This window comes from Brevibacterium sp. VCM10, assembly GCF_000583215.1.
Taxonomy (GTDB): Bacteria; Actinomycetota; Actinomycetes; order Actinomycetales; family Brevibacteriaceae; genus Brevibacterium; species Brevibacterium linens.
This window is the reverse complement of the sequence record NZ_JAJB01000023.1, coordinates 31,075-45,063: the sequence shown is the minus strand read 5'-3', so window position 1 is coordinate 45,063 and position 13,989 is coordinate 31,075. Positions and strand designations below refer to the sequence as shown.

Here is a 13,989-nt window from a genome sequence, read left to right as displayed (position 1 = left end):
CGTGGTAGCTGTCAGAGTCATCCCCTGTCTGGACGTCGACCGCGGACGCGTCGTCAAGGGAGTGAAGTTCGCCGACCTCAGGGACGCCGGCGACCCGGTCGAACTCGCCCGCCGCTACGGCGAATCCGGTGCCGACGAACTCACCTTCCTCGACGTCACGGCCAGCAGCGGAGACCGGGAGACCGTCCACGACGTCGTCCGCGCCTGCGCCGAAGAGGTCTTCATCCCACTGACCGTCGGCGGCGGAATCCGCAGCGTCGCCGACGTCGACCGTCTGCTGCGCGACGGAGCCGACAAGGTCTCGGTCAACACCTCGGCGGTGAAGAACCCGGAGCTCATCAGCGAGATCTCCCGACACTTCGGCAACCAGGTCCTCGTCCTCTCCCTCGACGCGCGCCGCACACAGGGGGCGAACACGGATTCCGGGTTCGAAGTCACCACCCGCGGCGGCCGCGATGGCACGGGCCGCTGCGCGATCGACTGGGTCCGGGAAGCCGCCGACCGCGGAGTCGGCGAGATCCTGCTCAACTCCATCGACGCCGACGGCACACGTGAGGGATTCGACCTCGAACTCATCAGCGCCGCCCGCGCCGCCGTCCACGTGCCGCTCATCGCCTCGGGCGGAGCCGGCAGGGTCGAACACTTCGCCCCGGCGGTGGAAGCAGGTGCCGATGCGCTGCTGGCCGCCAGCGTCTTCCATTTCGGCACACTGAGCATCGCCGAGGTCAAGGACTCACTGCGTGCGCAGGGAATCGACGTCCGATGAGCAGCGATATCGACGCCACCCCGGACAACTGGCGGGAGATCATCACGCTCAATGACGACGGGCTCATCCCGGTCATCGTCCAAGAGGCGACGAGCGGAGAGGTGCTCATGCTCGCCTGGATGGACATCGAAGCCGTCTGCCGCACACTGGACACGAAGCGAGCCACCTACTGGTCACGCTCCCGTCGCGAATACTGGGTGAAGGGGGAGACCTCGGGCCATGTCCAGCATGTCCGCTCGCTCGGCCTCGACTGCGATGCCGACACTCTGCTCATGCTCGTCGACCAGACCGGGCCCGCCTGCCATACGAACACCCCGACCTGCTTCACCGGAAGGACCATCAGTGTCGACTGAACCAGCGGCGAACCCGACCGACCTGCCGATCCGCCCCAGCCTCGAACAGTTCCGGGCCCTCGGTGCGGACCATCGACTGGTGCCGGTCCACACCCAGGTGCTCGCGGACTCGGAGACCCCACTGAGCCTCTACCGCAAACTCACCGACGGCGGACCGGGAAGCTTCCTGTTCGAATCCGCGGTCGCCGGGTCCTGGGCGAGATACTCCTTCATCGGATCGGCACCCGTGGCCACCCTCATCTCCACCGAGGACGGATTCCACTGGACCGGCACTCCGCCGGTGGGCATCCCCACCGACGGCGACGTCCTCGACGCGGTCACCGCCACCCTCGACCTCCTCGCCGTGGCCGAAGCGGAATCGCCGCTGCCGCCGATGGTCTCGAGCTTCGTCGGCTACTTCGGGTGGGACATCGTCCGCCGTTTCGAGCGGCTCGGCCCGCCGCGGCCCAACGAACACCATTTGCCGACCGTGCAGCTGATGATCCCCGGCGATATCGCCGTCTTCGACCACTATTCGGGAATGGTCACCCTCGTGGCCAACGTGTTCAACGTCAACGGCGCCGATACCGGCATCGACGACGCCCACGCCTCCGGAGTCGAACGCATCGCCGCGATGTGCGACCGCCTCCGGCAGCCCAGCCCGGCCGATGTCCTCCGCCCCCGGAAGGCCGACCCCGAGGTGGCCACCCGCACCCAGCCGCAGATGTACCTCGACGGTGTGGAGGCGGCGAAGCAGAAGATCGTCGACGGCGAGATCTTCCAGGTCGTCGTCGGTCAGCGCTTCGACACCCCGTGCGACGCGGACGCGCTGAGCGTGTACCGGATGCTGCGGCATGCGAACCCGAGCCCCTTCATGTACCTGCTCAACCTCCACGACGACGGAGGCGAGCCGGTGAGCATCATCGGCTCCTCGCCGGAGGCACTCGTCACCGTCCGGTCCGGAGAGGTCATCACCCACCCGATCGCCGGTTCGCGACCCCGCGGCACCACTCCGGAAGCCGACGACTCCCTGGCCCGGGAGCTCCTCGCCGATGAGAAGGAACGAGCCGAGCACCTCATGCTCGTCGACCTCGCCCGCAATGACCTGGCGAAGGTCTGCGCGGCCGGCACCATCGACGTCAGCGAGTTCATGGACATCGTCCGCTACAGCCACATCATGCACATCTCATCGACCGTGCGGGGCGAACTCGAACCCGGAACCACCGCCATCGACGTCCTCCGGGCGACTTTCCCAGCCGGGACGCTCTCGGGTGCGCCCAAACCCCGGGCGCTGCAGATCATCGACGAACTCGAACCCGTCGGACGCGGAATCTACGGGGGAGTGGTCGGCTACATGTCCTTCACCGGCGATCTCGACCTCGCCATCGCCATCCGCACGGGAGTGCTCCGCGACGGCACGATGAGCGTCTACGCCGGAGGCGGGCTCGTCGCCGACTCCGTGCCGGAGACCGAATACCGGGAATCGGAGAACAAGGCCGCGGCCGTGCTGCGTGCCGCCGCCGCGGCCGATGCGCTGGACTCGACGGAGGGAACCCGGAGGTGAGGCCATGACGAAATCACGCGGAGTCCTCATCGTCCTCGTCATCGCCGCCGCACTGTGGGCGCTGACGATCTCCGCCTGGCAGGCCGGCGCCGGCGGCGACACACTCGGACCCACCGGTGTGGCGAAGGTCACCGAGGATGCGAGCTCGCAGGCCTCGCCCGTGGCCACCGCCTGTGTGGCGATCATCGCCGTCTCGGGTCTGCTCGCCGCAATGCTCGGTCGGATCGGACGCTTGGTCGTCCTCGGTCTGGCCGGGATCGCCGGCATCGGCTACGGGATCACGGCCCTGAGCGCCGCCTCGGCGCCGGGAGCCACCTCCTGGGCGATCATCGCGGCAGTGGCCGCGGGAATCGGCGTCATCGGCATCGTCTGGGTCGCCATCGCCTCGAACGGGTGGACGAACTCCAACCGCTACGCCCGCACCGCCGAAGCCGCCGGCGGAGAATTCGACTCGGCCGCGACCTGGGACGCCCTGTCTCGCGGAGAAGTCGTCGAAGACGCCCCCGAGGTCGAAGAGCCGAACGGTCCCGACGACGAAGAGCCGAACAGTCCCGATGACGAGCCGGATTCGAAATGACCTTGTGACCGGGTCGGTGTCCGGTCAGCAGAAGAAGCGTGACACAATGGAGGAAAGATTCCACACGCGTGTCACGCACTCACACAAAGGAGCGCCATGTCGCAGTCCATCGCCCGCAACGGGGCCGCAGATCTCGACAAATCCACGATCGACTACGCCGCGATCGCCGATCCCGGACACGGCAACTCGGTGGCGGGATGGACCGGAGTCATCATCATGCTCATCGGCGTGAGCGTCGGCTGTGTGGGCTTCACGATCCACAACCCCACGATCACCTACATCTCCATCGGCATCGTCGCCCTCGGCGTCGTCGTCGGACTGATCCTGCGTGCCGTCGGACTGGGCAACAAGCCGAAGAAGAAATGACGGTCCTAGGCGACATCATCTCCGGTGTGCGGGACGACCTGCAGTCACGCCGGAGAGAGGTTCCGCTGAGCGAGATCACGGCTCGGGCCGCAGCTGCCGAACCGGTCCGTCCCTTCGACCTGTCCGCCGACTTCGGCGTCATCGCCGAGGTCAAGCGGAAATCGCCCTCCCGTGGGGACCTCGCCCGGATTCCCGACCCGGGCACTCTCGCGGGCCTCTATGCCGCCGGCGGAGCCCGGGCCATCAGCGTGCTCACCGAGGCCCGCCGCTTCAACGGCAGCCTCGCCGACCTCGACTCCGTGCGGGCGTCCGTGGGCATCCCGGTGCTGCGCAAGGACTTCATGGTCGACGAATACCAGTTCCATGAGGCCCGTGCCCACGGCGCCGATATCGTTCTGCTCATCGTCGCAGCCCTCGATCCCATCCAGCTGGGCGACTTCCATGCCCTGGCCACGGAGCTGGGGATGACCGCGCTCGTCGAGACCCACAACCGCGAAGAACTGGAGATCGCTGCCGAACTCGGTGCCGAACTCATCGGCGTCAACACCCGCAACCTCAAGGATCTCAGCGTCGACACCGACCGGTTCGCACCTCTGGCCGATCTCGCCCCGGCCGGCTGCACCCTCGTCGCGGAGTCCGGCGTCGCCGGTGCCGCCGAGGTGTCGAAGTACGCGGATGCCGGCGCCGACCTCGTGCTCGTGGGCGAAGCCCTCGTCACCGGCGGTCGTCCGCAGGCCGCGGTCGAAGAGTACACCGCCCTCGGTCGAGAACGCCGCTCGCTGTCCGCATCCTGAACCCCGCCGCCATCGGCCGCTGCACGTGGCCGACGATGGCCCATACCGCACCCATTCCGACGTCCGGCACGGCGGAGGCTCACCGCCTGCGTCTGCCGACGCCACGAGGAGATCGAGAAGGACCGCAATGACCGATGTGAGCCAGGAGACCGGACCGTACTTCGGCGAGTTCGGAGGCAGGTTCATCCCCGAAGCACTGATCCCGGCACTCGACGAGATCGAAGAGACCTGGCGCAAGTCCCAGGTGGACCCGGCCTTCACCGACGAACTGCTCACCCTGCAGCGCAACTACATCGGCCGTCCCTCTCTGCTCACCGAGGCCACACGCTTCGCCGAGCACTGCGGTGGGGCGCGCGTGTTCCTCAAACGCGAAGACCTCAACCACACGGGCAGCCATAAGATCAACAACGCACTGGCTCAGGCGCTGCTGGCGAAGCGGATGGGCAAGACCCGTCTCATCGCCGAGACCGGAGCCGGTCAGCACGGAGTCGCCACGGCAACAGCGGCGGCCCTGCTCGACATGTCCTGCGTGGTCTACATGGGTGAGGAGGACACTCAGCGTCAGGCCCTCAACGTCGCACGCATGCGTCTGCTCGGCGCCACGGTCAACGCCGTGACCAACGGCACGCGCACCCTCAAGGACGCGATGAATGAAGCCATGCGCGACTGGGTGGCCAACGTCGACGACACCCACTACGTCATCGGCACGGTCGCCGGACCCCACCCGTTCCCCGCGATGGTGCGCTCATTCCAGAAGGTCATCGGCATCGAAGCCCGCGAACAGATCCAGGACATGGTCGGCCGCCTGCCCGACGCCGTCTGCGCCTGCGTCGGCGGAGGATCGAACGCCATGGGCCTCTTCGCCGCCTTCCTCGGTGATGCCGACGTGAGGATCTTCGGCTTCGAAGCCGGCGGCGAAGGAGTCGACTCCGGCCACCACGCCGCCCGGTTCTCCGGCGGACGCCCCGGCGTCCTCCACGGCTCGGCCACCTACATCCTCCAGGACTCCGACGGACAGACTCAGGCCTCCCATTCGGTCTCGGCCGGACTCGACTATCCTTCGGTCGGTCCCGAACATTCCCACCTCCACGACACCGGCCGGGTGACCTACCAACCCGTCGTCGACGACGAGGCGATGGAGGCCATGCGGCTGCTCTCCCGCACCGAAGGCATCATCCCCGCCATCGAATCCGCCCACGCTCTGGCCGGGGCCATGCGCATCGGCCGTGAGCTCGGACCCGACGCGGTCCTGCTGGTCAATCTCTCCGGCCGCGGCGACAAGGACATGACGACCGCCGCGAAATGGTTCGACTACATCGACGAAGGAGCGGTGCAGGTATGACGCACTCAGGCCCACGCACAGGAACCACCCTCGACGCCGTCGCCGAGGCGGGCCGCAAGGCCGCGCTCATCGCCTACCTGCCGGTCGGCTTCCCCACGGTGGCGGAATCAATCGAGGCCATGGTCGAACTCGTCCGCAACGGTGTCGACATCATCGAGGTCGGAATGCCCTACTCCGATCCCGGAATGGACGGACCCGTCATTCAGCGTGCCGGTGAGGCTGCCTTGGACAACGGGGTGCGCACCACGGACATCTTCACTGCAGTCGAAGCCATCGCTGAGGCCGGCGGCACCGCCGTCGTCATGAGCTACTGGAACATCGTGCTCCAATACGGCATCGACAGCTTCGCCCGCGATCTCGCCTCTGCCGGCGGGGGCGGCATCGTCACCCCCGACCTCATCCCCGATGAGGCCGGACCGTGGCTGGCAGCCTCGGAGACGCACGGCCTCGACCGCATCTTCCTCGCCGCACCCTCATCGACGCCCGAGCGGCTGGCCCGCATCGTCGAGCACAGCTCCGGTTTCGTCTACGCCGCCTCGACCATGGGTGTCACCGGCGTCCGCTCCGAAGTCGACAACCATGCCCGCGATCTCGTCGCCCGGCTGAAAGAAGCCGGAGCCGAACGCGCCTGCGTCGGCCTCGGCGTGTCGAATCGCGACCAGGCGGCCGAGGTCGCCGAATACGCCGACGGCGTCATCGTCGGTTCCGCCCTCGTCCGGGCACTGGGCTCCGAGGGAGTGGCCGGAGTCGGTCGCCTCGCCGCCGAGCTCGCAGAAGGGTGTGCATGAGCTTCAGCCCGGCATGGGCCGTCTTCACCCTCCTCGGCGTCGGACTCGCCCTGTGGATGACAGCCATCCAATGGCGCACCCGCGGCGGCCATAAGGGAGACCTGTGGGCCATCACGGTCGTCGGTCTGCCTGCGGCGATCATCGGCGGACGCCTCGGACATCTGCTCTCGGCGGCGGACACCTATTTCGGCCCCGCCGGCAGCCCGTTGCGGGCATTGGCCCTCTGGGACGGGGGATTCAGCTTCTGGGGAGCCACCATCCTCGGCTTCGTCTGTGTCTGGGTGCTCACCCGCTTCCAGGGCATCAGGTTCCGACCGCTGCTCGACTCGGTCGCACCGGGACTGATCCTCGGCCACGTCGCCGGTGCCTTCAGCGACTGGTTCGACGGTCGCCTCGAATTGGTCACGGTCCTCACCGAATCGGCGTGGAACCTCATCGCCTGCATTGTGCTCATCATCGTCTCCAAGCGCCTCCGGCTCGGCTACGGCCAGGTCTTCGCCCTCTACCTGTGCCTGTTCGGCCTCGGCCGCATCCTGCTCGAAGCCCTGCGCGTCGGCAGCCCGGCCGCCGAAAATGCACGGCTCCTCCTGGGGCTGCCGTTCAACGTGTGGACGGCCGTCCTCGCCCTGCTCATCGGTCTCTGCTGGCTCGTCGTCTCCCGTCTGCGCCACCGCACCCATGAGACCGGCGTCTACGCGCACGGATCTCGCACCCTGCTGCGTCGACACCGCCGTGGGAAGCACACCTTCGGGATCAATGCACCCAATATCGCCGAGGCGGCCGAGACCTCCGGAGCTCCGCTGCCGTCCGTGGCGCGGGTGGCCGACCCCGATAACCGCGCGAGCGCGGACGTGCCCGTCGGCGCGACTGACACCGAGGCTGACGAGATGGAGATCGAGCGCGAATCAGACATCGATCTCAGCGGTCGCCACAGCTTCGGTTTCTTCGGAGCCGTGACCTCGGCGATCTCGATCGTGCCCGATGTGCGCGGAAATTCGGCGCCTGCCTCCCACGAAGAGAACCCACGCACGTCCAACAAATGAGACGAATTGGTTCGCTGTTCGTTCCTTTGTCTGCTTTTTCTGAAATTGCACATGGTGTAAGTTAGGACTCCGGCTGTGAGAGTGATCTCACAGCCGGGTTCGGAAACGCTGTTTTTCGGACTCGTCCACACCGCAAGGGACAGCGCCGTCTTTTCGGGAAGCACTCAACACCGAGAAGGCAGGATATGAACCACAGCGCTCAGTCGACCCCCAAGACCACGGCCCCACCTGGCCGCATCGGTCTCTACGATCCGGCGCTCGAACATGACAACTGCGGCCTCGCGCTCATCGTCCGCTACCGCGGATCTGCCGACCACGAGGTCGTCGAACAGGCCCTGACCGCTCTGCGCAAGCTCGAACACCGAGGCGGCATCGGTTCGGACGAGGGCACCGGCGACGGTGCGGGCATCACTCTCCAGGTGCCCCATGACTACTTCGCCGAGGTGCTCGCCGCCGACGGCATCGACCTGCCCGAGCCCGGCGCGTACGCCGTGGGCATCGGATTCTTCGCCCAGGACTACGGCCGCGATCTCAAGGCCGCAACCCCGCCGCTGTCGGAGAACGTGTCCCCGGACTTGGGCGCCGGCTCCGCGGCCGGCGACGAAACCCAGGACGACCTCGTCGCCCGGATCGCCGCCGAGGAGGGCCTGCGCGTCCACGCGGTGCGGGATGTGCCCCACGATGACAGTGTGCTCGGCGACATCGCCCGGTCGACCATGCCGCGGATGCGCCAGGTCTTCCTCGCATTCGACGAGCGCTACCCGGCCCGTGACGACGCGGACCTCACCCGTCGCGCCTACATCGTGCGCAAGCGACTCGACCACGCGGGCATCTACTTTCCCTCGCTGTCCCCGGCGACCATCACCTATAAGGGGATGCTCTCGACCGGTCAGCTCTCCTCGTTCTACACAGAACTCCGCGACGAGCGGCTGACGTCGCGGATCGCACTGGTCCACTCGCGCTTCTCGACGAACACCTTCCCGTCGTGGCAGCTCGCCCAACCATTCGGCACGATCGCTCACAACGGCGAGATCAACACGGTGCGCGGCAACCGCAACTGGATGCAGGCCAGGGAATCGAAGCTTTCCTCCGAACTCCTCGTCTCTCCCGTGCCCGAGACCTCGCGCAGCCTCGACCGGCTGTGCCCGATCGTGCCGCCCGGTGCCTCCGACTCGGCGTCGTTCAATGCCGTCGTCGAGCTCATGGTCGCCTCCGGACGATCGCTGCCGCAGGCGATGCTGATGATGATCCCCGAGGCCTGGGAGAACAATCCGGGCATGGGCGAGGAGCGTCGGGCCTTCTACGAATATCATTCGCTGCTCATGGAGCCCTGGGACGGTCCCGCCTGTGTGGCCTTCACAGATGGTCGGCTCGCCGGCGCCGTCCTCGACCGCAACGGCCTGCGCCCGGCCCGGTACGTGATGACCGAGGACACGGTGGTGCTCGCCAGCGAGGTCGGAGTCGTCGATCTGCCCGAGTCCGAGGTCGTCGCCCGCGGCCGCCTCACCCCGGGCCGCATGTTCCTCGTCGACACCGAGTCCGAGCGCATCATCTCCGACACGGAGATCAAGAACCAGCTCGCCACCGACCACCCCTATTCCGACTGGGTGGACAGCTGCTCGAAGCGATTGAAGGATCTGCCCACCCGCGTCCACGTCACTCACCCGCAGTCCTCGGTCAGGCGCCGCCAGCGCACCTTCGGCTACACCGAGGAGGAGCTGCGAATCCTCATCTCGCCGATGGCCGAGACCGGGGCCGAACCGCTGGGTGCGATGGGCACGGACACCGCGATCGCAGCGCTCAGCCAGCGACCTCGCCTGCTCTTCGACTACTTCCACCAGAACTTCGCTCAGGTGACGAATCCGCCGCTCGACTCGATCCGCGAGGACATCGTGACGAGCATGGCTGCCGGGATCGGCCGAGAGGGCAATCTGCTCGAGTTCTCGAAGCCCGACTCCGCGCACATCCTGCTCGACCAGCCGGTCATCGACAACGACGAGCTCACGGCGATCGCGCACGTCAAGGGCAGCCACCTCGGCGTGGAGAACGCACACCCCTCCGTGATCCTCTCCGGCCTCTACTCGGTCAACGGGGGAGAGGACGCGATGGCCGAGCGTCTCGAGGCGCTGTGCGCCGAGGCGAGCGCGGCGATCGAGGCCGGCGCCGTGTTCATCATCCTCTCCGACCGGGACTCGACGGCCGATCTCGCTCCGATCCCGTCGCTGCTGCTCACCTCGGCGCTGCACCACCACCTCGTGCGCGAACGCTCGCGGACGCGGGCGAGCATCATCGTCGAGGCCGGTGACGTCCGCGAGGTCCACCACGTCGCGACCCTCGTGTCCTTCGGGGCGTCCGCGGTCAATCCGTACCTCGTCATGGAATCCGCCGAGGCGCTCGTCCGCTCGGACCGGATCCGGGGAATCAGCGAAGAGGCCGCAGTTGCCAACGTGCTCACCGCGCTCAACAAGGGACTGCTCAAGATCATGTCGAAGATGGGGATCTCGACCGTGCAGTCCTACCACGGGGCCCAGACCTTCGAGGCTCTGGGACTGTCCGAGGCTTTCATCGACAAGTACTTCACCTCGACTCCGCACCAGCTCGGCGGCAGGGGAATCAGGGAGATCACGGCGGAGACGAGTGCCCGCCACGGGGACTCCTACCGCGATGATCACCCCCGCCCCTCGCACCGGAACCTCAACGTCGGCGGGGAGTACCAGTGGCGTCGCGAAGGACCGGAGCATCTGTTCAATCCGGAGACGATCTTCAAGCTCCAGCACTCCACGTCCACGGGACGCTTCGACATCTTCGGCCAGTACACGGCACAGATCAACGAACAGTCGCGCGAGCTCATGACGCTGCGCGGTCTCTTCGACCTCGTTCCCTGCGAATCGGGTCCGATCGACATCTCCGAGGTCGAACCGGCCGAGGAGATCATGAAGCGGTTCTCGACCGGAGCGATGAGCTACGGTTCGCTGTCCCAGGAAGCCCACGAGACCCTCGCGATCGCGATGAACCGGATCGGCGGCAAGTCGAACACGGGCGAAGGCGGCGAGGACACCGAACGGCTCATCGACCCCGAGCGCCGTTCGGCGATCAAGCAGATCGCCTCGGGACGCTTCGGCGTCACGAGCCACTACCTCACCGAGGCCGACGACCTGCAGATCAAGATGGCGCAGGGAGCCAAGCCCGGCGAGGGCGGGCAGCTGCCCGGGACGAAGGTCTACCCGTGGATCGCGAAGACTCGCCACGCGACTCCGGGCGTCGGGCTGATCTCGCCTCCGCCGCACCATGACATCTACTCGATCGAGGACTTGGCCCAGCTCATCCACGACCTCGGCCGCGCCAACGCCAAGGCCCGGGTCCACGTCAAACTGGTGTCCGCGATCGGCGTGGGCACGGTGGCCGCCGGAGTGGCGAAAGCCGGTGCCGACGTGGTCCTCATCTCCGGGCACGACGGCGGAACCGGAGCGAGCCCGCTCAATTCGCTCAAGCACGCGGGCACTCCCTGGGAGCTCGGCCTCGCCGAGGCCCAGCAGACCCTCGTGCTCAACGGTCTGCGCGAGAAGGTCAGCGTTCAGGTCGACGGTCAGCTCAAGACCGGCCGGGATGTCATCATCGCAGCCCTGCTCGGCGCGGAGGAGTTCGGGTTCGCGACCACGGCCCTCGTCGTCTCCGGCTGCATCATGATGCGCGTGTGCCACAAGGACACGTGCCCGGTGGGTGTGGCGACCCAGAACCCGAAGCTGCGCGAGCGCTTCCACGGTCAGGCCGATCACGTCGTCAACTTCTTCACCTTCATCGCCGAGGAGGTCCGCGCCTACCTTGCGGCACTCGGCCTGCGCAGCCTCGATGAGGCCATAGGCGCGGTCGAGCGGCTGAGCATCGACGAGGAGCGGGCGGCCGCAACGGGGCTCGACCTCGATCTCGCCTCGATCCTCAAGGTCCCCGTCGACCTCCACGGCAGCTCCGACGTCGCACGCAAATGCGGCGAACCCGTCGACCGCGACTTCGCCGACGAGCTCGACCTCCGCCTGCTCGAGCAGGCCCGAGACGCCATCTCGGAGGGTACGAAGACGACGATCACCTCGGCGATCGAGAACACCGACCGCTCGGCGGGCACCCTGCTCGGCCATCACATCACTCTCGCCCACGGGCAAGTGGGCCTGCCGGAGCACACGATCCGGCTCGAGCTGCGCGGAACTGCCGGACAGTCCCTCGGCGCCTACCTGCCGCAGGGGGTCAGCATCGAACTCCGCGGTGATGCGAACGACTATGTCGGCAAGGGCCTGTCCGGAGGAATCGTCAGCGTTCGGCCGCATGCGGAGAACCCCACCCGACCCGAACACAACGTCATCGCCGGCAATGTGCTCGGCTACGGGGCGACGGCTGGCAAGCTGTTCGTCTCGGGACAGGTGGGGGAGCGGTTCCTCGTCCGCAACTCCGGCGCCGAGGCGGTCGTCGAGGGCATCGGCGACCACGGCCTCGAGTACATGACTGGAGGTGTGGCCGTCATCCTCGGCGGCACCGGCCGGAACTTCGCTGCAGGCATGTCCGGCGGCACCGCCTATGTGCTCGACTTCAATCCGGCCCGACTCAATCCGAAGGAGCGGGCGGCCGGCGTCTTCCGCTTTACCGGTGTCGGCGTGGACGATATGGAGATCCTCGAGCGGCTGCTGCGTGAGCATGTCGAATGGACTGCCTCACCGCTGGCCCGCGAGCTCCTCGACGGACTGCGCCGAGGACAGGACGTCCTCTCCCGCTTCACGAAGATCATCCCCGTCGCCTACGCGACGGTCAAAGACATCCAGGACGAGTTCGTCGCGGCCGGCAAGGCCGTCGACTCGGACGAAGCCTGGCACACGATTCTGGAGGCCACCAATGGCTGATCCGCACGGATTCCTCACCGTCGAACACCGAGAGCTGCCGAAGCGGCGCCCCGTCCCGATCCGTCTCATGGACTACAAGGAGGTCTACGAGGCGGGTGATCCCGAGCAGCTGCGACGACAGGCATCACGCTGCATGGACTGCGGCATCCCCTTCTGCCATCAGGGCTGCCCGCTGGGCAACCTCATCCCGGAATTCAACGACGCGATGTACCGCGGCGAGCTCCCGCGCGCCGTCGAACTGCTCCACGCGACGAACAACTTCCCGGAGTTCACCGGGCGTGCCTGTCCGGCCCCGTGCGAGAACGCCTGCGTCCTCGGCATCAACCAGCCGGCAGTGACGATCAAACAGGTCGAGGTCACGATCGTCGATCAGGGCTTCGAGGCCGGTCTCATCCAGCCGATCATCCCCGAGCGGATCACGGGCCACACGGTCGCCGTGATCGGATCCGGTCCCACCGGGCTGGCCGCGGCCCAGCAGCTGACCCGAGCCGGGCATACGGTCGTCGTCTACGAACGCGCCGACCGCCTCGGCGGACTTCTGCGCTACGGCATCCCGGACTTCAAGCTGGAGAAGCACCACATCGATCGTCGACTCGATCAGATGCGTGCGGAGGGCACCCGCTTCAAGACCTCGGTCGAGGTCGGACGCGATGTCACGCTCGAATCCCTGCGTTCGAGCTTCGATGCCGTCATCGTGTGCACGGGTGCGACGGTTCCGCGCGACATGCCGATCCCCGGCCGCGATCTCGACGGGGTCGAATTCGCCATGGACTACCTCGTGCCCTCGAATCGGGATCAGGCGGGCGATCATCGCGGCCCCGAGGCCGACTCGTCGGCGTTCATCGATGCCGCGGGCAAACACGTCATCATCATCGGCGGCGGGGACACGGGCGCCGACTGCTTGGGCACTGCCCTGCGCCAGAAGGCCGCCTCGGTGACGACTCTGGCGATCGGCGCCCAGCCGCCTGCCGAACGCAGTGAGAGCGATCCGTGGCCGACCGTTCCTCGCGTCTTCGAAGTCCAGTCCTCGCACGAGGAGGGCGGAACGCGGAAGTACCTCGCCTCGACCACGCGCTTCGTCGGCGACGACACCGGCCGCGTGAGCGGGATCGAGGTCGCCGAGACCCAATTCGTCGACGGCCGCCGGATTCCGACGCCGGGCACCGAACACGTCCTCGAGGCCGATCTCGTGCTGCTGGCACTGGGCTTCTCCGGACCGGAATCGGAATCATTCGATCTCGACGTCGCCGAGACCGGAGCCTTCACCCGTGATGACTCCTACGCTTCGGAGACCCCCGGAGTCTTCGTCGCCGGCGATGCCGGACGCGGGCAGTCGCTCATCGTGTGGGGCATCGCCGAGGGGCGCGCCGCGGCCGCCGAAGTCGACCGGTTCCTCACCGGGTCGACGAGGCTGCCGGCACCCGTGCAGCCCACCGACGAAGGGTTCAAATGCTAAGATAGTTCATGTCAGAAACTGAGAAAGGGTGGTGGGTGCGGCACAGCGAAGTGCCGCACCCGCACCGCCCGTGAC

At 67.2% G+C, this 13,989-nt stretch carries 11 protein-coding genes; all 11 read left to right on the top strand.

Annotation, left to right across the window (positions count from 1 at the left end):
• The first annotated feature begins 1 nt into the window (after position 1).
• The 11 genes from hisF (at position 2) to AD89_RS0106525 (ending at position 13,914) form a co-directional block, all read left to right on the top strand.
• On the top strand, positions 2 to 766 hold the full coding sequence (gene hisF / locus AD89_RS0106575; protein WP_025777810.1) for an imidazole glycerol phosphate synthase subunit HisF: 765 nt from the start codon (positions 2 to 4) through the stop codon (positions 764 to 766).
• The gene (gene hisI, locus AD89_RS0106570) at positions 763 to 1,119 is read left to right on the top strand and encodes a phosphoribosyl-AMP cyclohydrolase (protein WP_025777809.1); all 357 of its coding nucleotides are present in this window, start codon (positions 763 to 765) and stop codon (positions 1,117 to 1,119) included. The genes hisF and hisI overlap by 4 nt, the downstream gene beginning before the upstream one ends.
• On the top strand, positions 1,109 to 2,662 hold the full coding sequence (trpE, locus tag AD89_RS0106565) for an anthranilate synthase component I (RefSeq protein WP_231488504.1): 1,554 nt from the start codon (positions 1,109 to 1,111) through the stop codon (positions 2,660 to 2,662). The genes hisI and trpE overlap by 11 nt, the downstream gene beginning before the upstream one ends.
• A gap of 4 nt (positions 2,663 to 2,666) precedes the next feature.
• Positions 2,667 to 3,239, top strand: a complete 573-nt coding sequence (locus tag AD89_RS0106560; RefSeq protein WP_025777807.1) for a Trp biosynthesis-associated membrane protein — start codon at positions 2,667 to 2,669, stop codon at positions 3,237 to 3,239.
• A gap of 96 nt (positions 3,240 to 3,335) precedes the next feature.
• On the top strand, positions 3,336 to 3,605 hold the full coding sequence (locus tag AD89_RS18255) for an HGxxPAAW family protein (RefSeq protein WP_025777806.1): 270 nt from the start codon (positions 3,336 to 3,338) through the stop codon (positions 3,603 to 3,605).
• Positions 3,602 to 4,399, top strand: coding sequence for an indole-3-glycerol phosphate synthase TrpC (trpC, locus tag AD89_RS0106550; protein ID WP_025777805.1), 798 nt, complete (start codon positions 3,602 to 3,604; stop codon positions 4,397 to 4,399). Before AD89_RS18255 ends, trpC begins: the two co-directional genes overlap by 4 nt.
• Positions 4,400 to 4,526: 127 nt before the next feature.
• Positions 4,527 to 5,741: a tryptophan synthase subunit beta gene (gene trpB / locus AD89_RS0106545; RefSeq protein ID WP_025777804.1), complete on the top strand. Its 1,215-nt coding sequence runs from the start codon at positions 4,527 to 4,529 to the stop codon at positions 5,739 to 5,741.
• The gene (trpA, locus tag AD89_RS0106540; protein ID WP_025777803.1) at positions 5,738 to 6,529 is read left to right on the top strand and encodes a tryptophan synthase subunit alpha; all 792 of its coding nucleotides are present in this window, start codon (positions 5,738 to 5,740) and stop codon (positions 6,527 to 6,529) included. The genes trpB and trpA overlap by 4 nt, the downstream gene beginning before the upstream one ends.
• Entirely contained in the window at positions 6,526 to 7,572 is a 1,047-nt protein-coding gene (locus tag AD89_RS0106535; RefSeq protein ID WP_025777802.1) for a prolipoprotein diacylglyceryl transferase, read from the top strand. Before trpA ends, AD89_RS0106535 begins: the two co-directional genes overlap by 4 nt.
• Before the next feature lie 185 nt (positions 7,573 to 7,757).
• The gene (gltB, locus tag AD89_RS0106530) at positions 7,758 to 12,458 is read left to right on the top strand and encodes a glutamate synthase large subunit (protein ID WP_025777801.1); all 4,701 of its coding nucleotides are present in this window, start codon (positions 7,758 to 7,760) and stop codon (positions 12,456 to 12,458) included.
• A complete protein-coding gene (locus AD89_RS0106525) occupies positions 12,451 to 13,914 on the top strand; it encodes a glutamate synthase subunit beta (protein WP_025777800.1) in 1,464 nt (487 codons plus the stop codon). Before gltB ends, AD89_RS0106525 begins: the two co-directional genes overlap by 8 nt.
• Positions 13,915 to 13,989: the final 75 nt, after the last annotated feature.